This is a genomic window from Aquipuribacter sp. SD81 (assembly GCF_037153975.1).
Lineage (GTDB): Bacteria > Actinomycetota > Actinomycetes > Actinomycetales > JBBAYJ01 > Aquipuribacter.
This window is the reverse complement of the sequence record NZ_JBBAYJ010000010.1, coordinates 91,597-110,993: the sequence shown is the minus strand read 5'-3', so window position 1 is coordinate 110,993 and position 19,397 is coordinate 91,597. Positions and strand designations below refer to the sequence as shown.

The following is a 19,397-nucleotide window of genomic DNA, read 5'->3' as shown; positions in this document are numbered from 1 at the left end:
CGGGCCGCGGTGCACTCACCGGCACCGTCGTCCACGACGGCACGCGAGAGCCCATGCCCGGCTCGGAGGTCGCCTGCGGTGGCCCCGGCATGGACGGGGTCATGGGGACGGCCGACGACATGTGGTTCCTCGGTGTCGCCGACGCCGGCGGTCGGTTCTCCTTCGCCGGGCTGCCCTTCGGCAACTACCACTGCGGGGCCGTGGCGCCCAACCGGCTCCCGTCCGACACCGCCGTCGCCGGTGTGTGGTCGCCCCTGCCGGCGACCGCGCTGCTGCCCGTGCCCCACCCGAGCGACCCGGACGTGCCCACCGACCCCGAGACGCCGGAGGGCCCGGGCGACCCCCGGACCCCGGGCGACCCGACGGCGACACCGGTGCCCACGGATACGCCGGACCCGACCCCGACGCTCGCGCCCCTGGGTGCGCCCCTGTCGTCGACCGGCGGAGGCCGGCCGGCCACCGTCCTGCCGCGGGCGCTGGCCCGGACGGGCGCGGAGCCCTCCGGTGTCCTCACGCTCGCCCTCGCACTGCTCCTGCTGGGCGCGCTCGCCACCACGTCGGGCGCCGGGCGGCCGGAGGGTGCGCCTGTGCGGCCCGTCGTCGACGGCGCCTCCCGTGCCGGCGCTGTCCGCGCCGTCCCGGTCCTCAGGGGAGTCGGACCACACCCACCCAGGCGTCGGTGGCCTCCACGTCGCTCACCCGGGGCGGCTCGGGGAACCCGCGTTCACCGAGGGCGGCGAGCGCGGGCAGGAACACCGCCCGGTTGAAGGCGTCGAGGTCCTCGCGGCTGTCCCACAGCTGGACGACCTGCCAGCCGCCCTCGACCGGGCCGGCGGCGAAGGCCCGCCGGGCAGCGGGTGGGACGACGTCCCCGACGGCGGCCACCACAGCCGCCCAGTGCTCGGCGGTCCCGCCGGGGAAGAGGGCGAGCCGGAGGAAGGCCACGGGCGCAGCCTCACACACCGCGCAGCGGGAGCAGCCCGTCGAGGTGCGCCCGTCGGCCGCTCGCCGAGATCTCACCGGCGGCGAGGGCGTCGGGCCACGACCGGCTCCCCGTCACGAGCGCGAGCCACGTCGCGGGGTCCGTCTCGACGACGTTCGGGGGCGTCCCGCGCCGGTGCTGCAGACCCTCGACGCACTGCGCCACCCCGAACGGCGGCACGCGCACCTCGACGCTGCCGCCCGGGGCGACGGCGGCGAGCTGCTGCAGCGTCCACCGCACGGCGGTCGCCGTCGTCGGACGGTCGCGGGCGCCGCCCTGCCAGGCCCGCACGGCAGCGAGCCCGTCGGCGTCGGTGATGCGTCGCGGCACCCCGGCATCCTGCCGGGTGCAGTCCCGGCGTCGCCCACCGGCCGCGGCTAGCCTCGGGACGTGACCGACAGGCGCTACCGGACCCCCCGCTACGGCGTCTTCCTCCTGACCGGCGCGGTCGTCGGTGCGGTCGCCGCCCTCGCGGTCGCCTACCTCGGCGCCTCGGCCGAGGCGACCGGCGGGCAGTCGACGTTCCTGTTCTTCGCCGTCGCGGGAGCGTTCCTCGGTGCCCTGGTCCTCGGGGTGCTCGCGGTCCTGCTGGAGCGCGTCCTCAACCGCGGCCGCCCGGACCCGCTGCGCCGCCGTCCGGACTGACGGCGCATCAGCGGCGGGGCTGCGGGTAACGGGTCCCCATGACGAACCCGGACCCGTCACAGCCGCAGCCGCATCCCACCTCGCCCGGGCCGCCCGTCACACCGCTGCCCGGCCCGGCGGGAGGGGGGACCGTCCACGCTGACCGTGCCACGCAGGTCGGGGCGGAACCGAGCCTGGGGTCGGGCGCCGCCGACGGGGCCGAAGGCGGCTCGCGCGACCTGCGCAGCCAGGCCGGCCGAGCGGCCCTGCTGGCCGGTGCGGTCGCCGTCGGGACCCGGCTCGCGCGCACGGCAGTGCGCCGCGGCCAGCACGTGGTCGCCGAACGGCGGCACCGGGCCGGCACCAAGGTCGGCGCCGGCAGCGAGCACCGGCCGCTGGCCGTGACCGTGCACGCCTCCCCTGACGCCGTCGCGGCGCACAGCGCCCTCGACGGGCTCCGGGCGCTCGCCGGGCTCGAGGTGCGCACGAGCGCCGCGCCCGGCGACCGGGGCACCGAGGTGAGGGTGGTGCCCGGTGACGGCGCCCGCTGGTCCGACACCGACATCGGCGAGGTCCGCGCCATGCTGCGGGAGGCCAAGTCCCGCATCGAGACGGGCACGGTCGTCGAGGCCGCACGGCCGGGCGGGGTGCGGGAGACCGCGCTCAACGCCCAGCTCATCGACCTCACGGAGCGCGCTCGCGAGGAGGGACGGCTGTGAGGGCCCTGTGCTGGGAGGGCGTCGACGAGCTGTCCGTCGAGACGCTCCCCGACCCGCACGTCGTCGACGACGGCGACGTCGTAGTCCGGGTGCGCCGGTCCACCACGTGCGGCTCCGACCTGCACCTGCTCGGCGGGTACGTCCCCGCGATGACGCAGGGAGACGTGCTGGGCCACGAGTTCCTCGGCGAGGTCGTCGAGACGGGCTCCGCCGTGCGGAACCACCAGGTCGGCGACCGCGTGGTCGTCAGCTCCTTCATCGCGTGCGGCAGCTGCTGGTACTGCTCGAAGGGCCTGTACTCCGCCTGCGACAACGGCAACCCGAACCCCGTCCTCGGCGAGCGGCTGTGGGGCCAGGCGCCGGGCGGCTGCTTCGGCTACAGCCACATCATGGGCGGCTACCAGGGCGCCCACGCCGAGTACGTCCGCGTGCCGTTCGCCGACGTCGGCGCTTTCGGCGTGCCCGAGGCCGTGAGCGACGAGCGCGCGCTCTTCGCCTCCGACGCCGCGCCGACGGGCTGGATGGGAGCCGACCTCGGACAGGTCGGGCCCGGTGACGTCGTGGCGGTGTGGGGCGCCGGCGCGGTCGGCCAGATGGCCGCCCGCGCGGCGATGCTGCTGGGCGCCGAGCAGGTCGTCGTCATCGACCGGCTGCCCGAGCGGCTGCAGCAGGTGCGCGACCACGTGGGCGCCGACACGATCGACTACAGCGCGAGCGAGGTCGGCGAGGAGCTGCTGGAGCGCACGGCCGGCCGCGGCGTCGACGTCGCCATCGAGGCGGTCGGCATGGAGGCGCACTCCGACGGCCCGCAGCACCTCTACGACCAGGTCAAGCAGCAGCTGCGGCTGCAGACCGACCGGCCGACGGCCGTGCGCGAGGCCGTGTTCAACACCCGCAAGGGCGGGTCGGTGTTCGTGCTCGGCGTCTTCGCCGCGCTCGCCGACTCGTTCCCCCTCGGAGCCGTCGTCAACAAGGGCCTCACCCTGCGGGGCGCGCAGATGCACGGGCAGCGCTACATCCCGATGCTGCTCGAGCGCATGGCCCGCGACGAGATCCGCACCGAGCACCTCGCGACCCACGTGGTCGACCTCGAGGACGGGCCCACGGCGTACGAGATGTTCAAGGAGAAGCAGGACGGGTGCGTACGGGCCGTGCTCCTGCCCTGAGGGTCCTGCCCGTGCGCGTGCTGCCGTCCGCGTGACCGGTGCGCGCGCGCCGCGGCCGACCGGGCGCGGGACTCACGCGCGCACGTCGTGGACGAGCTCCTCGCCGTCGCGCCGGAACCCGACGCGCTCGAAGTAGTCGTCGTCCATGCGTCGGCTCGCGAGCAGCCGCCGCATGCCGAGCCCGGCGAGGCGGCCGTCGCGCCGGTAGACGAAACGGCCGACGGACAGGTCGCGGAAGCGGGCCGTCACGTAGTCGAGCTCGACCCGGACGTCGCCGGACGGCCGCCCGTCCCGCAGCTCCTCGTGCAGCAGCACGATCCCGACCGTCTCGTCGGCGCGCAGCACGAGGAACACCCACGTGCGTCCGTCCTGCTCGAGCACCGCCTGGAGGTCGAAGCCGGGGTTGTGCCGCACGACGTCGTCGCCGTGGCAGCGCAGCAGGTGCGCGAGGTACTCCGAGCGCGGGTCGACGCGCACGACCTCGTAGGTCCGCTCGTCGTCGCGCGTGCGCAGCAGGCGGACGAGGTGCCACACGTTGATCACGGCGATCGCCGCGTTCATCGCGACCATGGGCCAGATGCCGAGCAGGGCGTTGAACACGACGAGCAGGACCGACGCGACCAGGTTGAGCACCCGGAAGCGGACGACGTTGGACAGTGACAGCGACAGGATGAGCACCGCCGAGCCGACCCAGCCGAGCACGTCCAGCCAGGGCAGGGTCGCGACGTCGCTCATGCCCACCGAGCGTACGGCTGCACACCGGAGCCGCGCGGAGGTGGGAGACTGGCGCCGTGCCACGCGGAGACGGCCGTCTGAGCCACGACCTGCTGCCGGGCGAGAAGGGCCCCCAGGACGCCTGCGGCGTCATCGGGGTCTGGGCGCCGGGGGAGGAGGTGGCCAAGCTCGCCTACTTCGGTCTGTACGCCCTGCAGCACCGTGGGCAGGAGGCGGCGGGCATCGCGGTCAGCAACGGCCGGCAGATCACCGTCTACAAGGACATGGGGCTGGTCGCCCAGGTCTTCGACGAGTCGAGCCTGTCGACGCTGCGCGGCCACATCGCCGTCGGGCACTCCCGGTACTCCACGACCGGGGAGTCGACGTGGGAGAACGCCCAGCCGACGCTGGGGCCGACGGCGTGGGGCACGGTGGCCCTCGGGCACAACGGCAACCTCACGAACTCCGACCGGCTGCGCGAGAAGGTCGTCGCCCACGAGGCCGCGCAGCGCGCCGACGGCCTGCGCCACGGTGCCAGCGAGCTCGAGCGCGGCAACACGACCGACACCGTCCTCATCACGAGCCTGCTCGGCGCCGACCCGAGCGCGCGCCTGGAGCAGACCGCGGTCGAGGTGCTCCGGCAGCTCGAGGGCGCCTTCTCGCTCGTGTTCATGGACGAGCACACGCTGTACGCCGCGCGCGACCGCCACGGGGTGCGCCCGCTCGTGCTCGGCCGGCTCGACCGCGGCTGGGTCGTGGCGAGCGAGACCGCGGCGCTCGACATCCTCGGGGCGAGCGTCGTGCGCGACGTCGAGCCCGGCGAGCTCGTCGCGGTCGACGCCGACGGCCTGCGCACCACCCGCTTCGCGGAGCCGGAGCCGAAGGGCTGCGTCTTCGAGTACGTCTACCTCGCCCGCCCCGACTCCCGCATCGCCGGGACGGTCGTGCACTCCGCGCGCGTCGAGATGGGCGCCTCGCTCGCCCGGGAGCACCCGGTGGAGGCGGACCTCGTCATCCCGGTGCCCGAGTCCGGAACGCCCGCCGCCATCGGGTACGCGCGGGAGTCCGGCATCCCCTACGCGCAGGGCCTGGTGAAGAACTCCTACGTCGGGCGCACCTTCATCGCACCGTCCCAGACGCTGCGCCAGCTCGGCATCCGCCTCAAGCTCAACCCGCTCCGCGAGGTCATCGCGGGCAAGCGGCTCGTCGTGGTCGACGACTCCATCGTGCGGGGCAACACCCAGCGGGCGCTCGTGCGCATGCTGCGCGAGGCGGGCGCCGCCGAGGTGCACGTGCGGATCTCCAGCGCCCCCGTCACGTGGCCGTGCTTCTACGGCATCGACTTCGCGAGCCGGGCGGAGCTCATCGCCACGGGCCTCGGCGTGCACGAGATCTGCGCGAGCGTGGGGGCGGACTCCCTCGGCTACCTGAGCCGGGAGGCGATGGTCGCCGCCAGCGGGCGTCCGGCCGACGAGCTGTGCAGCGCGTGCTTCACCGGCGAGTACCCCATCACCCCGCCCCGCTCGGTCCACCTCGGCATGCCGACCGTGGCCCAGGGCGAGTTCTCCTTCGACGCCGACGGCGTCGGCACCGGCAGCCCGGGTGGCGCCGCCGACGCGCTCGCGCGCCCGTGAGCGACGCCGGCCCCGCGGACGGCGGGGACGCGGTCGGCGGCGGCCTCACGTACGCCACGGCCGGGGTCGACACCGAGGCGGGCGACCGCGCGGTGACCCTCATGAAGGACGCCGTGCGGGCGACCCACGCACGGGTCGCCGGGCTCGCGCCGGTCGTCGACGGGGCCGGCGGCTTCGCCGGGCTGGTCGACGCCTCGCTCCTGCTCCGCTACCGGCGTCCGCTGCTGGCGACGTCGACCGACGGTGTCGGCACCAAGGTCGCCGTCGCGCAGGCGCTCGACGTCCACGACACCGTCGGCGTCGACCTCGTGGCCATGGTCGTCGACGACCTCGTCGCGTGCGGTGCGACGCCGCTGTTCATGAGCGACTACATCGCCTGCGGACGGGTCGTGCCCGAGCGCGTCGCCGCGCTCGTGCGCGGCGTCGCCCGCGGGTGCGAGAGCGCCGGGTGCGCGCTCGTGGCGGGGGAGACCGCCGAGCACCCCGGCCTGCTCGGCCCGGAGGAGTACGACCTCGCGGGCGCGGCCACGGGTGTCGTGGAGGCCGACGACCTGCTCGGGCCCGCGCGTGTCCGGGCCGGGGACGTGCTCGTCGCCCTGCCGTCCTCGGGCCTGCACGCCAACGGCTACTCCCTCGCCCGGGCGGTCGTCGCCCGGCAGGGCTGGGCGTGGGACCACGTGCCGGAAGGACTCGGCCGCAGCATCGGCGAGGAGCTGCTCGAGCCGTGCACCGTCTACGCGGGCACGCTCGTCGACCTGCTGGCCGCTGCCCCGGGGGCCGTGCACGCGCTCAGCCACGTGACGGGTGGTGGGATCGCGGCGAACCTCGCGCGCGTGCTCCCGCCCGGGCTGCACGTCGACGTCGACCGCGGCACGTGGACGCCGCCCGCCGTCACGCGCGTGCTCGGCGAGGCGGGCGGGGTGCCCGAGGCCGACCGCGAGCGCACGTGGAACCAGGGCATCGGCATGGTGGCGGTCGTCCCGGCCGACCGGGTCGACGGGGTGCTCGACCGGCTGGGCACGGCGACGCCCGGCTGGGTGTGCGGCGAGGTGGTGCCCACCCCCGACGGCGTCCTGCAGGACCGCGCCACCGCGGCCGGCACCAAGGGTGTCGACGGCGGCTCGGCCCGGCTCGTCGGCCGGCACCCCGCCGCGGCGGGATGACATCGGGGGCGGACGGGTCGTGCCGACAGCTCGGAGGGTGCCGGCCCGACCTGACGCTCAGCGGTAGGAGGACTCCCAGTCCGCGTAGTCGTCGTCCTCGGCCTCACTGTCGACCGCACGGTGCTCGCCGCTGCTCGCGGCGCTCGTGGGTGCGTCTCGGTGGAGCTCGTTGGCCAGAGCGTCGTAGTCGGTCTCGGGGCTGAAGTACTTCAGCTGCCGAGCGACCTTCGTCTGCTTGGCCTTCTGACGGCCGCGCCCCATGGCGTCGACCCCCTCACGTCGGTCCGGGGGGCTGGCGCACACGGCGGGGCCCCCGGAGTAGTCATCCGGTCTGCGTGGGGTCAACGGTACCCGGTCGGGCCGTGTTCCCACATCTCGTACGAGCCACCCGGCCGAGGGCGTCCCGCAGGCCCCGGGACACCCCCCGTGCCGTCGCCGCGGGCCCTCGCGCGGGGCCTTCGGAGGCGTCGCGCCCTCCTCCGAACGACCGATGCGCGCATCGGTCGCTCGGACCTGCAGGTCCGTACGAATGGGTCTGGCGGTGCGGGGGTCGAGGCGATGACACTTTCTACCGATCCACCTGTGTCCGACATCTCCCCCCTTGCCGGACCTTCCTGCCCTGAGAGGAACGTCATGACGAACACCCGCTCCACCGAGGACGAAGAGCTCCTGACGCCGGCCGAGGTCGCCGCCATGTTCCGGGTCGACCCGAAGACCGTGACGCGCTGGGCCAAGGCAGGAAAGCTGTCGAGCATCCGGACGCTCGGCGGGCACCGCCGCTACCGCGCCTCCGAGGTCGCGCGACTGCGTGCGGGCATCCCCGGTCAGCGTGCGGAGTCGCCCGAGGCCTGAGGCGACGTCGGCTCGGGGGAGCGACGGGCGGCCGATCAGGCCGCGGACCGCGCTGCGGTGGGGACGGACGGGGTGGGCGTCCTCACCGCCGTGGTGCCGGGCGCCGTGGGCGCGCGGACGCGCCCGTCAGGCGGACCGGGCCGTCCTGCGGGCGGCGGTCTTCCTGGTGGCGGCCGTCTTCTTGGCGGCGGTCGTCGTGCCGGCCGTCTTCTTCGCGGCGGTCTTCTTCGCGGCCGTCTTCTTCGCGGCGGTCTTCTTCGCGGCGGTCTTCTCGGTGGCCGCCTTCGTGGCGGTCTTCTCAGCGGACGCCTTCGCGGCGGTCGCCTTCTTCGCGGTCGTCTTCCTCGCGGCGGTCGCCGTCGGGGTCGGCTTCGTGGCCGCGCTCTTCCTCGACCTCGTGGACGTCTTCTCCCCCGCCGACGCGGCCTTCCTCGGGGTCGCCCTCGCGGCCGGCGCGCGTCCCGCCGGCGCCTCGCCCGGCTGCGTCCGCCCGCCGGTGCCGCGCGCGGCCGACGTCCGCTCCACGCTCTCCCGCAGCGCCGCCATCAGGTCGACGATCTGCGCGTCCTGGTCGTCCGAGACGCGCTCGACCGGGGCGTGGACGCCCTCCCCGCCCTCGGCCTTCGCGGCGATGAGCTCGCGCAGCGCCTCGGTGTAGGAGTCGCTGAACTGCTCGGGGTCGAAGTCGGCGGCCATCGACTCCACGAGGGAGGCCGCCATCTGCAGCTCCTGGGGACGGACCTCGACGTCGGCGGACAGGATGTCGAAGTCGGCCTCGCGGACCTCGTCGGGCCACAGCAGCGTCTGCAGCACGATGACGTCGTCGCGCACGCGCAGCACCGCCATCGACTCCCGCCGCCGGATGGTGATCGTCACGACGGCCATCCGGTCGGTGTCGCGCAGCGCCTCCCGCAGCAGCGCGTACGGCTTGGCGGCGCGTCCCTCCGGCTCGAGGTAGTACGTGCGGTCGAACATGATCGGGTCGACCTGCTCGGCCGGGACGAACTCCTGCACCTCGATCTCGTGCGAGCTCGAGACGGGCAGCGTGTCGAGGTCCTCCTCGTCCACGACGACCATCTGGCCGTCCTCGGTCGTGGCCGCCCGGGCGATCTCGTCGGAGGGGACCTCCTCCCCGCACACCGAGCACGTCTTGCGGTAGCGGATCCGTCCGCCGTCCTCCGCGTGGACCATGTGCAGGGACACGTCGTGCTGGCTCGTGGCCGTGTAGAGCTTGACCGGCACGTTGACCAGGCCGAAGGCGACGGCGCCCTTCCACATCGCGCGCATGGTCAACTGTTGCACCACAGTGCTGCCCGTGGCCACGAGACGCGGCGCGCAGGGCTGGGAGGACGGCTCCCTGCGGCCGATGCTGCCCCAGGCGGCCACCGCGGCCGACCTGCCCCGCGGCGAGGGCTGGGGGGCCGAGGTCAAGTGGGACGGCTACCGCGTGCTGCTGGGGCCGGCGCCGGAGCGGTCGCGACGGCCGGGCCTGAGGCTGCTGTCGCGCACCGGGCAGGACCTGACCGCGCGCTTCCCGCAGGTCGCCCCGCTCGCCGACCTCGTGGCCGACGGCTCGGTCCTCGACGGTGAGGTGGTGAGCCTGCTCGACGGCCGGCCCGACTTCTCCGCCCTCGCCTCGGGCGACCCGGCGGCGGTCGTCCGCGTCGTGGTCTTCGACGTCCTGCGCCACGGCACGGCGGACGTCACCGCCGAGCCCCTCACGGCTCGGCGGGAACGCCTCGCCGGCCTCCCGCTGCCCGCGTGCGCGGCGCGCTCCGAGCTCTTCGACGACGTCGACGCGCTGCTCGTGGCCACCGAGCAGCAGGGCGTCGAGGGGGTCGTCGTCAAGCGGCTCGCCTCGCCGTACCGCGCGGGCACCCGTTCCGGCGACTGGCGCAAGCACGCCCACCGGCGCCGGCGCACCGTGCTGGTGGGCGGCTGGCGCCCCGTCGAGGGCCGCCCCGGGCCCCCACCCGGTTCCCTGCTCGTGGGCGCGCCGGACGCCCACGGCGACCTGCGGTTCCTCGGCCGCGCGGGCAGCGGGCTCGGCGCGGCGCTCGCCCACGCGGTGGGCAGCCGGATCGCCGACGCGGGCGACCGCGGCACCTCGCCCTTCGCCGACGCCGTCCCCGCCGTGGACCGTCGCGGGGCGCGCTGGTGCGAGGCGAGGGTGCGCGTGGAGGTCGCCTACCGCGAGCGGACGGGCGGCGGGCGCCTGCGCCACCCCGTCGTCCTCGGTCTGCGCGAGGACGCCGAGCCCGACCCCTGGGAGGACGCGTGAGCCCCGGAGAGGCACAGCTGGTCGACGTGGGCGGGCGGTCGGTCCGCCTCACCCACCTCGACCGGGTCATCTACCCCGAGACCGGGACGACGAAGGCCCAGGTCGTCGACTACTACGCGCGGATCGCCCACGTCCTGCTGCCGCAGCTGGCGGACCGCCCGCTCAGCCGCAAGCGCTTCCCCCAGGGGGTGGGGGCGACCGGTCCGGGGGCGACGTTCTTCGAGAAGAACGTGCCGGGCGGGGCGCCGTCGTGGGTCCGGCGGCAGACCGTCGCCGCCGAGCCGGAGGACGAGGGCTCCGCGCGCATCGAGTTCCCGTTCGTCGACGACGTCGCGGGCCTGGTGTGGCTGGCGAACCTGTCGGCGCTGGAGCTGCACACCCCGCAGTGGCGGGTCGGCCGTCGCGGCGCGTACAAGGGCGTCGACCGCCTCGTCGTCGACCTCGACCCCGGCACGGGCGCGGGGCTCGACGAGTGCGCGGCGGTCGCGCACCTCGTCGCGGAGCGGCTCGGCGACGACGGCCTCGACACCGTCCCCGTCACGTCCGGCAGCAAGGGCATGCAGCTGTACGCCGCGTGGCCGGCCCGGCTGCAGCGGACGCACGGCAGCACGCGGGACTACGCGAAGGCGCTGGCGGAGCAGCTGGCGCGGGACCACCGGCGGCTCGTCGTCAGCGACATGAGGAAGACGCTGCGGAGCGGCAAGGTGCTGGTCGACTGGAGCCAGAACCACCTGGCGAAGACGACCGTCACGCCGTACTCGCTGCGGGGCCGAGACCTGCCGCGGGTCGCGGCGCCGCGCGCGTGGGACGAGGTCGGCGACGGCATGGTCCAGCTGTCGCCGTGGGAGGTGCTGGACCGCGTCGAGGAGCTCGGCGACCTCATGGGCGACGTGCGCTGAGCGCGAGGAGCGGCTCGCCCGGCGTCAGGCGATCTCGATCGGGGTGCCCAGCGGCAGCGTCTCGGCGAGGAACGTGATGTCGTCGTCGGACAGCCGGATGCAGCCGTGGCTCACGGCCCGTCCGACGCTGCCGGCGTCGTCCGTGCCGTGCAGGCCGATCTGCCCCGGTCCCCCGCCGAAGCTCGTCAGCACCTCCGAGTACGCCGACAGCCCGTACGCGTACGGGCCGTAGCCGGCGTTGGTCGGCACGAGCAGCTCGGTGAGGAAGAACAGCCCCGTCGGGGTCGGGGTGTCGCCCGTCCCGCTCGCCGCCGGCATGACCCGCACGGCCATGCCGTCCTCCAGGAGCGTGAGCTCGTTGCCCTGCACGTCCATCACGAGCCGGTACGGCACCCGCGCGAGGTCGACGTCGGCGGCGGCGACCCAGCCGGTGCTGCCGTTGGGCCGGACGGGCAGGTGGACCTCGTACCAGCCGGGCTCGCCCGTCGCGGCACCGTCCGCGGCGAGCAGGAAGGTGAGGGGCGCGCCGGTCGTGTTCGGGTTCGCCAGGCGGTGCGTCTCGTCGCCGTCCGGCGCGTCGCGCACCACGACCTCGGGCACGCTCGCGGTGAGCGCCCAGCCGTCGTCGGGGTCGTGCGCCTGCTCCGCGGCGCGCGCCTCCCGGGCCTCGCGGGCGGCCCGCGCCCGCTCGAGCACCGACGAGGCCTCGTCGCTGGAGGCCGGCGACGGCGCCGCGGCCGTCGCGGCGGGCGAGGGGACCGCGACCGGCGGCGGGGCGGCGGCAGGGGACGGCGACGCCGCCCCGCCGTCGCCGCAGGCCGCCAGGACGGCGGCGAGGGCGACGGCCAGGACGGCGGCCGACGGGCGGGGCAGGGCCCCCGCCCGGGTGGGACGAGCGGTGATGCGAGGACCTCCGGTCAGCCGGTGAAGGACGCGCGCGCCTTGACCGGCGTCGCGACGGGGGCGGCCCCGCCGTCGGTGGCGTGGTCGTCGGTGTCGTCGTCGGCCTCGCCCGCGATGTCGCACGTGGTGAGGACGAGCGTGACGAGCTCGAGGAAGCGGTCCAGGTCGACCTCGTCGACACCGCCGAGCAGCTCGTCGAGCAGCGGCTCGAAGTCCTCGACGAAGATGCGCTCGAGCTCGGCCTCGACCTCGTCCGCGCGGGTCGAGATGCCGTCGATCTCGTCGACGATCGCCTGCTTGTCGTCGCGCACCGCCTCGGCGGCCCTGAGGGCCTGCTGGGCCCCGTCGCGCGCCAGCTCCAGCGCGGCGAGGTCCTCGTCCGACAGCGGCGGGTCCTCGGCGGCGCCGGCGTCGTAGGCCTCCTGCGCGAACGCCAGCGCCGCGGTGGCGTCCGCGACGTCCCTCTCGGCGGTGTCGCGGGCGTCCTCCGCGTCGGCCAGGGGACCGGCCAGCGCCTCGCGGATCGTCTCGGCGTCCTCGTCGGCGCCGAGGTCGACGGCGCGCGCGTACAGCTCCTCGAGCTCGAGGAACAGGTCCTCGGTCACCGCGAAGTACTCGTCGAGCAGGTCGTCCACGAGCTCGTCGGCGTCGTCCAGCTCGTCGAAGTCGATGTCGCCGAACTCGGCCTCGAACGCCTCGAGGGCGTCGAGGCACTGCTCCGACTGGTGGTCGGCGGCCGCGAGCGCGGAGGAGGAGGCGCTGACGGGCGCCGTGCCGGTGAGCACGCCGACGACGGCGAGCGCGGTCGCCGCCGTCGAGGCGACGAGGGCGTGGAGGGGTCGGGGGCGGGACATCGTCAGCGGCATCCGATCTGCTGTGCGGTCGACGGGGGCGGACCCGGTCACGAGAGCCCCCCGCCGCGACGACGCGCGGCAGCCGATGTGTAACACACGCGGAGGGCACGACGTGCCGTCGCCGCGACGACTCACCCGCGGGGCCAGCGCGCGGACGCCGCGACCGCGTCGAACAGGGGGAGGAGCACGTCCCGCAGGCCGGGCAGCGGGCTGCTGAACGACAGCACGGCCACGTGCCCGTCGTCGCGGTGACCGACCCAGTAGTCGACCGCCAGGGTGCCGTGCCGCTCGTCCGCGGCCGGGCCCGGCCGGGCCGGCTCGTGCACGCGGCGGGCCCGCCACCAGCCCGAGCGCCCCGGCGGGGACAGCTCCGCCCCGACCGGGACCGCGCCCGCGGCGTGCTGCGGGAGCGAGGAGGCGACGAGCACGACGACGAGGGACGCGGGCAGCGCCGCGCCCTCCGGCGTGCGGGCGAGCGACAGGACGAGCTGCTGGGCGCCGTGGGCGGCGGCGTCGTCGGCCAGCGCCTCCAGCCGCGCCCGCAGCCTGACCCGCAGCAGGGCGGCGGCGTCGCCGCCGCCCTCCGCCCGGCGGGCGAGGTCGCGGACGGCGCGCCGACGGCTGCTCCGCGGCTCCAGCGGCACGGCCACCCAGTCCTCGGGCAGGGTCAGCCCGACGGCAGGGGAGGAGGTGCCGCGCCGCTCGGCTGCGGCGGCGCCGGTGGCTGCGGCACCCTGCCTCACCGCTGCCCCCGCAGGGCCGCGGCGAGCTCGGTGTCGATGACCTCGTACGTGTCGCCGGCGGTGGTGGCGGCGTCGGCGAGGAAGGCGATGTCCTCGACGATGCGGGCCCGGCGGTCGTCCCAGCTGCTGCTCAGCTCCTCCACCGCGGCCGCGAGGACCGGCTGCCCGACGCGCTGGGCCGCGAGCAGGCTGTGCGAGCGGGCGCCGTCCAGGTCCAGCGCCGCCTGCCGCAGCGCGCGCCCGGTGTCGCGCAGCCCCTCCGTGTCGATGCAGATGTCCGCCATCGCCCCTCCCCTCCGTGCCGTCCACCGTGAGAGGTGACGCGGCGGCCCGGTCCGTGACGCGGCTCGTACGCTTCGCCGGTGGCGGCGGCTCGGAGGGCGACCGGCGGCTCCCTGTGGCGGCTGCCGGGGATCCGGCGGCTCGTGGCCGTCACCCTCGCCGGCATGGTCGGCTACGCGGCCACGCTGTCGGCGCTGCCGTGGTGGGCCGCGCAGGGAGGGGCGACCCTCGGGCAGGCCGGTCTCGTGACGACCGCGATGCTCACCGCGACCGTCCTCACGCAGACGCTCGTCCCGGCGCTCGTGCGGCGGCTCGGCAGCGGCCGCACCCTCGCGGCCGGCCTGGTCGCCCTCGGCGCCCCCGCGCCGTTCCTCGCCCTCACGGCGGACCTCGTGCCCCTCGTCGCCCTCAGCGCGGTCCGGGGCACGGGCTTCGCCGCGCTCACCGTCGTCGGGTCGACGCTCACGTGGACGCTGTCGCCGCGGGGGCGGCACGGGGAGGCCGCCGGCCTGTACGGCCTCGCGGTCGGCCTCGGTTCGCTGGTCGTGGTGCCGGGCGCGGTGGCCCTCGCGCAGAACGTCGCGTTCTGGCCCGTCGCCCTGCTCGCCGCGACACCGCTCGTCGGCGTCCCGTGGGCGCTGCGGATGGCCCGCGACGAGCGCGCGACGGCCGCGCCGGAGGTGTCGGGGCTCGGCGGCCTCGCGCGCCACGGCCGCGCGGTACTGGCCGTGCTCGCCCCCTCGGCCGTGCTCCTCGTGGTGACCCTCGCCGGGTCCGGGCTCGTGACGTTCCTGCCCATCGACCGTCCGGCCGGGCTGCTCGCACCCGCGGCCCTGCTGCTGTTCGGTGCGACCACCGCGCTCGCGCGCTACCGCGCGGGCCTGCTCGCGGACCGGCTCGGGACCCGGCGGCTGCTGCCGGCCGCGGCCGTCGTCGGGGCCCTCGGCCTCGCGGGCGTGGCGGGCGGCCTGCTGGCGCCGGACGGGTGGGGGACCGCGGCCGTCCTCGTGGCCGCGACCGTCGCCGGGGTCGGCTACGGCGCCGTGCAGAACCTCACGCTGGTCGCGGCCTTCGCCCGCGTCGACGGCGAGGACACGCCCACGGCGAGCGCGGTGTGGAACCTGTCGTTCGACGGCGGGACGGCCGTCGGCGCCGCGGCGGTCGGTGCCGTCGCGGCGTGGGACCTCTCCGACGGCCGGAGCCTCGGCGTGCCCGCCGCGCTGCTGCTGTGCGCGCTGCTCGTGGCCGCCGCGGCCCCCCTCGGCACCCTCGGGCGCCGCTCCGGGCGCCCGCTCGTGCCGGCGGGCGGCCGCGTGTGAGCCCCGACCCGGTGGACGGCGACATCACGCTGCGCCGGCTCGCGGCCACCGACCTGCCGCTGCTCGGCCGCTGGCTCGCCGACCCCGAGGTGCGGCGGTGGTGGAACCACGACCCGTCCCCGGCGGCCGTCGAGCGGGACTTCGGCCCGGGCATGCGGGGTGAGGAGCCCGGCGAGGACTGGGTCGTGCTGCTCGACGGCGAGCCGGTCGGGCTCGTGCAGCGCGCCTTCGTCCACGACTACCCGGAGGAGGTCGAGGTCTTCTCCCGCGCGTTCGACGTGCCCCTCGGCGCCGTGGAGATCGACTACCTCCTAGGGGAGGCCGCCCTGCGGGGCCGGGGCCTCGGCACGCGCGTGATCCGCCACGTCGTCGAGCGGACGTGGCGCGAGCTGCCGACCGCGAGCGACGTGGTCGTCGCCGTCGTCGCGGCGAACGTCGCGTCGTGGCGGGCGGTGGAGCGCGCCGGGCTGCCCCGGGTCGCCGAGGTCGAGATCGAGCCGGACAACCCGGTCGACGACCCCCTCCACCACGTCTACCGCCTCCCGCGGCCCTGACGGCCCCCGCCCGGCCGTCGTGCGCGGGCCGGAATGCCTCGCGGCCGCGTGCGTTCGCACCGGCATGACGACGTGGGGCTTCATCGGCAGCGGCAACATCGGCAGCACCGTCGCGCGGCTCGCGGTCGCGGCGGGCCACGACGTGGTCATGAGCAACAGCCGGGGACCGGAGACGCTCGTCGACCTGGTGACCGAGCTGGGCGACCACGCGCGCGCGGGCACCACCGAGGAGGCGGCGGTCGACGGGGACGTGGTCGTCGTCACGATCCCGCTCAAGGCCTACCGCGACGTGCCCGCCGACGCTCTCGAGGGCAAGGTCGTGCTCGACACCATGAACTACTACCCGGAGCGCGACGGCCGGGTCGCCGAGCTCGACGACGAGTCCACGACGACGTCGGAGCTGCTGCAGACGCACCTGCCCGGCTCCCGCGTGGTGAAGGTGTTCAACAACATCTACTTCGAGCACCTCCGCGCCCTCGCACGCCCGAGCGGCGACCCCGAGCGCAGCGCGCTCGCGATCGCCGGCGACGACGAGGAGGCGAAGCACACGGTCACGCGCCTGCTCGACGAGATCGGCTACGACACCTACGACCTCGGGCCGCTCGCGGAGGGCTGGCGCACCCAGCGCGACACCGCCGCGTATGCCGTCGTCTACGCGGCCGACCCGCAGGACTGGTCGAAGGGCCCCGCGCCCGTGTCGGCCGACGAGCTCGCGGCGGCGGCGGCACGCTCGCGCCGCTACCGCGACACCGACGGCTGACCTGGCCGTCGGCGGCCCGTACGAAGGAGGCGGCGGCAGACCGCGACCTCCCGCGCGGCAGCACCCCCTCGCCTCCTTCGTACGGGCCGTGACCGCGGCCGCGCGTCAGGCGGGCGAGGCGAGCGCAGCGAGCGCCGCACCGACCGGGGCGACGCGCCCGTCGGGTGCGAGCCGGATCCGGCCCGGCAGGTCGAGCGCGGCGAGGAACGGCGAGCCCGCGGCGCGCCGGGCCAGCACCGCCGACACCCCGGCACGCAGCGGCTCCCCGAGCGCAGCGACGCCGCCGCCCAGGACGACGTGGGCGACGTCGACGGTGAGGACGAGGGTCTGCGCGGCGGTGGCGACGGCGTCGAGGAAGGCCTCGCGGACCGCGACGGCGCGCGGGTCGCCGGCCGCCGCTCTCCGGAACACGGCCGCGGCGGCGGGGGCCCCGCCCGCGTCGGGCCAGGCGGCCTGCAGCGCCGAGCCGGAGGCGTAGAGCTCGAGGCAGCCGTGCTGGCCGCACGCGCACCTCGGGCCGTCCGGCCGGTACGGCACGTGCCCGACCTCGCCGGCCGCGCCGCCGCCCCGCCGGAGCCGGCCGTCGAGCAGCAGGCCCGCGGCGAGGCCCGTGCCGAGCGACAGGTACGCGAGGTCGGCGCCGGGCCCGAGCCCGAGGGTGTGCGCGGCGCCGAGCGCGGCCGCGTCGACGTCGTTGCCGACGACCACCGGCGCGCCGAGGGCCGCGGACAGCGCGTCGCGCAGGGGCACCGGAGCGGACACCCCGAGGTTGACGGCGTGGCCGACCGTCCCGGTGCGCGGGTCGACGACCCCGGGCACGCCGACGCCCACCCCTGCCCAACCGGGGGCGGCGAGGTCCGGCACGTCGGCCGCGAGCGCCGCGACCACCGCCGTCACGCTCGCGACGACGCCGTCCAGGCCCGGCCGGGACGGCGTGCGGCGCTCCGCGCGCACGGCGCCGTCGACCAGGACGACCCCGTGCACCTTGCTGGCCCCGACGTCGAGGCCGAGCGCCGCGGTGGCCGGGCCGTGGGCAGCGGGCGGCGGCCCGGGCGTGCCCGGGCTCGTGGTGAGGGCCATCAGCCCTTCACCGCGCCCGAGACGAGGCCGGCGGTCATCCGGTGCTGCACGAGCAGGAAGAACGCGATGACGGGCACCGCGATGAGCGTCGAGCCCGCCATGACGAGGCCCCAGTCCGTCGCCCGGTTGGACTCCACGAGGCCCTGCAGCCACAGCGGGAGCGTCGCGCGGCCCGGGTCGGTCATGACGACGAGGGCGAGGGTGTACTCGTTCCACGCCTGCAGGAACCCGTACACGCCGGCGGCGACGAGGCCCGGGGCCAGCAGCGGGAACGTGACGCGGAAGAACGCCCCCGTGCGCGACAGGCCGTCGACCATCGCGGCCTCCTCGAGCTCGACGGGCACCCCCGCGACGAACCCACGGAGCAGCCAGACGGTGAACGGCAGGATCGCGGCGACGTAGACGAGGACGAGGCCCGCGACGCGGTTGACGAGCCCCCAGCCGTCGAGCACCTGGTACTGGGAGATGAAGAGGGCCTCGGCGGGGATCATCTGCACGACGAGCACCGCGACGACGAACCCCTTGCGCCCGCCGAATCGGAAGCGGCTGAGGGCCAGCGCCGCCAGCAGGGCGAAGAGCACGGCCGCGAGGAGCGTGAGCCCCGTGACGAGCAGGCTCACCCGGAACGCCGCGTAGAACGACGGGTCGGCGAGCACGCGTCGCACGTTGGCGAGGGTGCCGTCGACGGGCAGGAACGTCGGGGTGGGCGTCTGCAGCCGGTTCGTGGGCAGCAACGCGCTGTTGACCATCCAGTAGACCGGGAACAGCCAGGCCAGGGCGGCGAGCACCGCCACGAGGTCGAGGGCGGGGGCCGCGGCGCGGCGCCGCACCCGCAGCAGCGTGCTCATGCGTCCTCCTCGCGGAGCATGCGGCGGACGTAGGCCGCGGTGAGCACCAGCGTGAGGACGAGCATGATCGTCGCCATCGCACCGGCCGTGGAGAAGTCCTTGGCGAGGGAGTAGATGTACGTGCCGAGCAGGTGTGTCTCCCGGGTCGGCGCACCGGCGCGCTGCAGGACGTAGATCTGCGTGAACACCCGCAGGTCCCAGATGACCTGCAGGAGCAGGACGACGTAGAGCACCGGCCGGATCATCGGCACGGTCACGAGCCGGAGCCGCTGCCACGCGCTCGCCCCGTCGAGCTGCGCGGCCTCGCGCGTCTCCTGCGGCACCTGCAGCAGCCCGGCGTAGACGGTGAAGGCGACGAACGGCACCGACATCCACACGACGATGACCGTCGCGACCGCGTAGAAGGACAGCGGTTCCACGAGCCAGGAGTGGTAGCGCATCGAGTCCAGCCCCAGGCCCTCGGCGAGGAGCCAGTTGACGACGCCGTACTGGGAGTCGAACAGCCACTGCCACGCCGTCATGCTCGCGAGGACCGGCGTGCCCCAGGCGAGCAGGAGGCTCACCTGCAGCGCGACGCGCGGGCCCCGCCGCACCCGCGCCAGGAGCAGCGCGAGCGCGCCACCCAGCGCCATCGTGAGGGCGGCGTTGACCACGCAGAACGCGACGGACCGGGCGATGACCGTCCACACGTAGGGGTCGGACAGCAGCGCCGTGTAGTTGTCGAGGCCCACCCACTCCGCAGGGCGCCCGAACTGCTGCGCGAGGCCGTACTCCTGGAAGGAGATGACGAGCTGGCGCGCGAGCGGGTAGCCGAGCCCGACGGCGACGGGCAGCGTGGCGGGGACCAGCAGCAGGTACGCGGCGGACGGCCGACGGCGGCGACGCGCGCCGCGGCGGGCGCCCGGCGCGGGCGCGGGCGGCGCGGCCCCCGGGGCGGTGACGGGCGCCACCGGGCGGGACGCGGGTGGGGCGGACATGGACCCTCCACGGGAGCTGTGGTGGTGCTGTGGTGGTGCTGTG

23 protein-coding genes are annotated in these 19,397 nt (G+C 75.9%); 11 read left to right on the top strand and 12 right to left on the bottom strand.

Features of this window, described 5'->3' with window-relative positions:
• Positions 1-645: 645 nt before the first annotated feature.
• Both WAA21_RS17940 and WAA21_RS08050 read right to left on the bottom strand, forming a co-directional pair.
• Positions 646-945, bottom strand: coding sequence for a hypothetical protein (locus WAA21_RS17940; protein WP_442893248.1), 300 nt, complete (start codon positions 943-945; stop codon positions 646-648).
• Between the two features lie 10 nt (positions 946-955).
• Positions 956-1,312 (bottom strand): sterol carrier family protein, encoded by a 357-nt coding sequence (locus tag WAA21_RS08050; RefSeq protein ID WP_336922263.1) that lies wholly within the window; start codon positions 1,310-1,312, stop codon positions 956-958.
• A gap of 60 nt (positions 1,313-1,372) precedes the next feature.
• Here WAA21_RS08050 and WAA21_RS08045 point away from each other — a divergent pair, with 60 nt between their 5' ends.
• Genes WAA21_RS08045 through WAA21_RS08035 form a run of 3 tightly spaced genes read left to right on the top strand, consistent with a single transcriptional unit; the run spans position 1,373 to position 3,491 of the window.
• A complete protein-coding gene (locus tag WAA21_RS08045; protein WP_336922262.1) occupies positions 1,373-1,627 on the top strand; it encodes a hypothetical protein in 255 nt (84 codons plus the stop codon).
• A gap of 38 nt (positions 1,628-1,665) precedes the next feature.
• The gene (locus tag WAA21_RS08040; protein WP_336922261.1) at positions 1,666-2,325 is read left to right on the top strand and encodes a hypothetical protein; all 660 of its coding nucleotides are present in this window, start codon (positions 1,666-1,668) and stop codon (positions 2,323-2,325) included.
• Positions 2,322-3,491, top strand: a complete 1,170-nt coding sequence (locus WAA21_RS08035) for a zinc-dependent alcohol dehydrogenase (protein WP_336922260.1) — start codon at positions 2,322-2,324, stop codon at positions 3,489-3,491. The genes WAA21_RS08040 and WAA21_RS08035 overlap by 4 nt, the downstream gene beginning before the upstream one ends.
• Positions 3,492-3,563: 72 nt before the next feature.
• Here WAA21_RS08035 and WAA21_RS08030 read toward each other — a convergent pair whose 3' ends face one another.
• Positions 3,564-4,226, bottom strand: coding sequence for a hypothetical protein (locus WAA21_RS08030; RefSeq protein WP_336922259.1), 663 nt, complete (start codon positions 4,224-4,226; stop codon positions 3,564-3,566).
• Between the two features lie 56 nt (positions 4,227-4,282).
• Between WAA21_RS08030 and purF the strand changes: the two genes are divergently transcribed.
• Together purF and purM are read left to right on the top strand one after the other, a co-directional pair.
• Positions 4,283-5,839 carry an amidophosphoribosyltransferase gene (purF, locus tag WAA21_RS08025; RefSeq protein WP_336922258.1) on the top strand — a complete coding sequence of 519 codons (1,557 nt, stop codon included), beginning with the start codon at positions 4,283-4,285 and terminating at the stop codon, positions 5,837-5,839.
• Complete coding sequence (gene purM / locus WAA21_RS08020; RefSeq protein WP_336922257.1) at positions 5,836-7,002, top strand: phosphoribosylformylglycinamidine cyclo-ligase; 1,167 nt, start codon at positions 5,836-5,838, stop codon at positions 7,000-7,002. The genes purF and purM overlap by 4 nt, the downstream gene beginning before the upstream one ends.
• A 57-nt stretch (positions 7,003-7,059) precedes the next feature.
• On the opposite strand, the gene WAA21_RS08015 is transcribed toward purM, so the two are convergent.
• On the bottom strand, positions 7,060-7,263 hold the full coding sequence (locus WAA21_RS08015) for a DUF3073 domain-containing protein (protein WP_336922256.1): 204 nt from the start codon (positions 7,261-7,263) through the stop codon (positions 7,060-7,062).
• A gap of 372 nt (positions 7,264-7,635) precedes the next feature.
• Between WAA21_RS08015 and WAA21_RS08010 the strand changes: the two genes are divergently transcribed.
• A complete protein-coding gene (locus WAA21_RS08010; protein ID WP_336922255.1) occupies positions 7,636-7,854 on the top strand; it encodes a BldC family transcriptional regulator in 219 nt (72 codons plus the stop codon).
• 126 nt (positions 7,855-7,980) lie between these two features.
• Here the strand turns inward: WAA21_RS08010 and ku are convergent, their stop codons facing one another.
• The gene (gene ku / locus WAA21_RS08005) at positions 7,981-9,132 is read right to left on the bottom strand and encodes a non-homologous end joining protein Ku (protein ID WP_336922254.1); all 1,152 of its coding nucleotides are present in this window, start codon (positions 9,130-9,132) and stop codon (positions 7,981-7,983) included.
• A gap of 37 nt (positions 9,133-9,169) precedes the next feature.
• On the opposite strand from ku, the gene WAA21_RS08000 reads away from it, so the two are divergent.
• Together WAA21_RS08000 and ligD are read left to right on the top strand one after the other, a co-directional pair.
• The gene (locus WAA21_RS08000) at positions 9,170-10,135 is read left to right on the top strand and encodes an ATP dependent DNA ligase (RefSeq protein WP_336922253.1); all 966 of its coding nucleotides are present in this window, start codon (positions 9,170-9,172) and stop codon (positions 10,133-10,135) included.
• Entirely contained in the window at positions 10,132-11,034 is a 903-nt protein-coding gene (ligD, locus tag WAA21_RS07995; RefSeq protein WP_336922252.1) for a non-homologous end-joining DNA ligase, read from the top strand. The genes WAA21_RS08000 and ligD overlap by 4 nt, the downstream gene beginning before the upstream one ends.
• A 24-nt stretch (positions 11,035-11,058) precedes the next feature.
• Here the strand turns inward: ligD and WAA21_RS07990 are convergent, their stop codons facing one another.
• The 4 genes from WAA21_RS07990 to WAA21_RS07975 form a co-directional block, all read right to left on the bottom strand.
• Positions 11,059-11,730 (bottom strand): L,D-transpeptidase, encoded by a 672-nt coding sequence (locus WAA21_RS07990; RefSeq protein ID WP_336922251.1) that lies wholly within the window; start codon positions 11,728-11,730, stop codon positions 11,059-11,061.
• A 221-nt stretch (positions 11,731-11,951) separates the two neighbouring features.
• Complete coding sequence (locus tag WAA21_RS07985; RefSeq protein WP_336922250.1) at positions 11,952-12,803, bottom strand: hypothetical protein; 852 nt, start codon at positions 12,801-12,803, stop codon at positions 11,952-11,954.
• A gap of 119 nt (positions 12,804-12,922) precedes the next feature.
• Complete coding sequence (locus WAA21_RS07980; protein ID WP_336922249.1) at positions 12,923-13,534, bottom strand: hypothetical protein; 612 nt, start codon at positions 13,532-13,534, stop codon at positions 12,923-12,925.
• Entirely contained in the window at positions 13,531-13,818 is a 288-nt protein-coding gene (locus WAA21_RS07975) for a hypothetical protein (protein ID WP_336922248.1), read from the bottom strand. The genes WAA21_RS07980 and WAA21_RS07975 overlap by 4 nt, the downstream gene beginning before the upstream one ends.
• Positions 13,819-13,896: 78 nt before the next feature.
• Here WAA21_RS07975 and WAA21_RS07970 point away from each other — a divergent pair, with 78 nt between their 5' ends.
• From WAA21_RS07970 to WAA21_RS07960, 3 genes are all read left to right on the top strand, one after another.
• The gene (locus WAA21_RS07970; RefSeq protein WP_336922247.1) at positions 13,897-15,135 is read left to right on the top strand and encodes an MFS transporter; all 1,239 of its coding nucleotides are present in this window, start codon (positions 13,897-13,899) and stop codon (positions 15,133-15,135) included.
• Positions 15,132-15,689 (top strand): GNAT family N-acetyltransferase, encoded by a 558-nt coding sequence (locus tag WAA21_RS07965; protein WP_336922246.1) that lies wholly within the window; start codon positions 15,132-15,134, stop codon positions 15,687-15,689. Before WAA21_RS07970 ends, WAA21_RS07965 begins: the two co-directional genes overlap by 4 nt.
• A gap of 64 nt (positions 15,690-15,753) precedes the next feature.
• Positions 15,754-16,449, top strand: a complete 696-nt coding sequence (locus WAA21_RS07960) for an NADPH-dependent F420 reductase (protein ID WP_336922245.1) — start codon at positions 15,754-15,756, stop codon at positions 16,447-16,449.
• A gap of 105 nt (positions 16,450-16,554) precedes the next feature.
• On the opposite strand, the gene WAA21_RS07955 is transcribed toward WAA21_RS07960, so the two are convergent.
• Genes WAA21_RS07955 through WAA21_RS07945 form a run of 3 tightly spaced genes read right to left on the bottom strand, consistent with a single transcriptional unit; the run spans position 16,555 to position 19,354 of the window.
• Positions 16,555-17,529, bottom strand: coding sequence for an ROK family protein (locus WAA21_RS07955; protein ID WP_336922244.1), 975 nt, complete (start codon positions 17,527-17,529; stop codon positions 16,555-16,557).
• The gene (locus WAA21_RS07950; protein WP_336922243.1) at positions 17,529-18,377 is read right to left on the bottom strand and encodes a carbohydrate ABC transporter permease; all 849 of its coding nucleotides are present in this window, start codon (positions 18,375-18,377) and stop codon (positions 17,529-17,531) included. The genes WAA21_RS07955 and WAA21_RS07950 overlap by 1 nt, the downstream gene beginning before the upstream one ends.
• Positions 18,374-19,354 carry a carbohydrate ABC transporter permease gene (locus tag WAA21_RS07945; RefSeq protein WP_336922242.1) on the bottom strand — a complete coding sequence of 327 codons (981 nt, stop codon included), beginning with the start codon at positions 19,352-19,354 and terminating at the stop codon, positions 18,374-18,376. Before WAA21_RS07945 ends, WAA21_RS07950 begins: the two co-directional genes overlap by 4 nt.
• Positions 19,355-19,397 lie beyond the last annotated feature (43 nt).

Coding starts and splice junctions, on each gene's coding strand:
- WAA21_RS07955 (WP_336922244.1), bottom strand. CDS start 17,529: ATGGCCCTCACCACGAGCCCGGGCACGCCCGGGCCGCCGCCCGCTGCC.
- WAA21_RS07960 (WP_336922245.1), top strand. CDS start 15,754: ATGACGACGTGGGGCTTCATCGGCAGCGGCAACATCGGCAGCACCGTC.
- WAA21_RS08030 (WP_336922259.1), bottom strand. CDS start 4,226: ATGAGCGACGTCGCGACCCTGCCCTGGCTGGACGTGCTCGGCTGGGTC.
- WAA21_RS07950 (WP_336922243.1), bottom strand. CDS start 18,377: ATGAGCACGCTGCTGCGGGTGCGGCGCCGCGCCGCGGCCCCCGCCCTC.
- WAA21_RS07945 (WP_336922242.1), bottom strand. CDS start 19,354: ATGTCCGCCCCACCCGCGTCCCGCCCGGTGGCGCCCGTCACCGCCCCG.
- WAA21_RS08015 (WP_336922256.1), bottom strand. CDS start 7,263: ATGGGGCGCGGCCGTCAGAAGGCCAAGCAGACGAAGGTCGCTCGGCAG.
- WAA21_RS08040 (WP_336922261.1), top strand. CDS start 1,666: ATGACGAACCCGGACCCGTCACAGCCGCAGCCGCATCCCACCTCGCCC.
- ku (WP_336922254.1), bottom strand. CDS start 9,132: ATGTGGAAGGGCGCCGTCGCCTTCGGCCTGGTCAACGTGCCGGTCAAG.
- WAA21_RS07985 (WP_336922250.1), bottom strand. CDS start 12,803: ATGCCGCTGACGATGTCCCGCCCCCGACCCCTCCACGCCCTCGTCGCC.
- WAA21_RS08010 (WP_336922255.1), top strand. CDS start 7,636: ATGACGAACACCCGCTCCACCGAGGACGAAGAGCTCCTGACGCCGGCC.
- WAA21_RS07975 (WP_336922248.1), bottom strand. CDS start 13,818: ATGGCGGACATCTGCATCGACACGGAGGGGCTGCGCGACACCGGGCGC.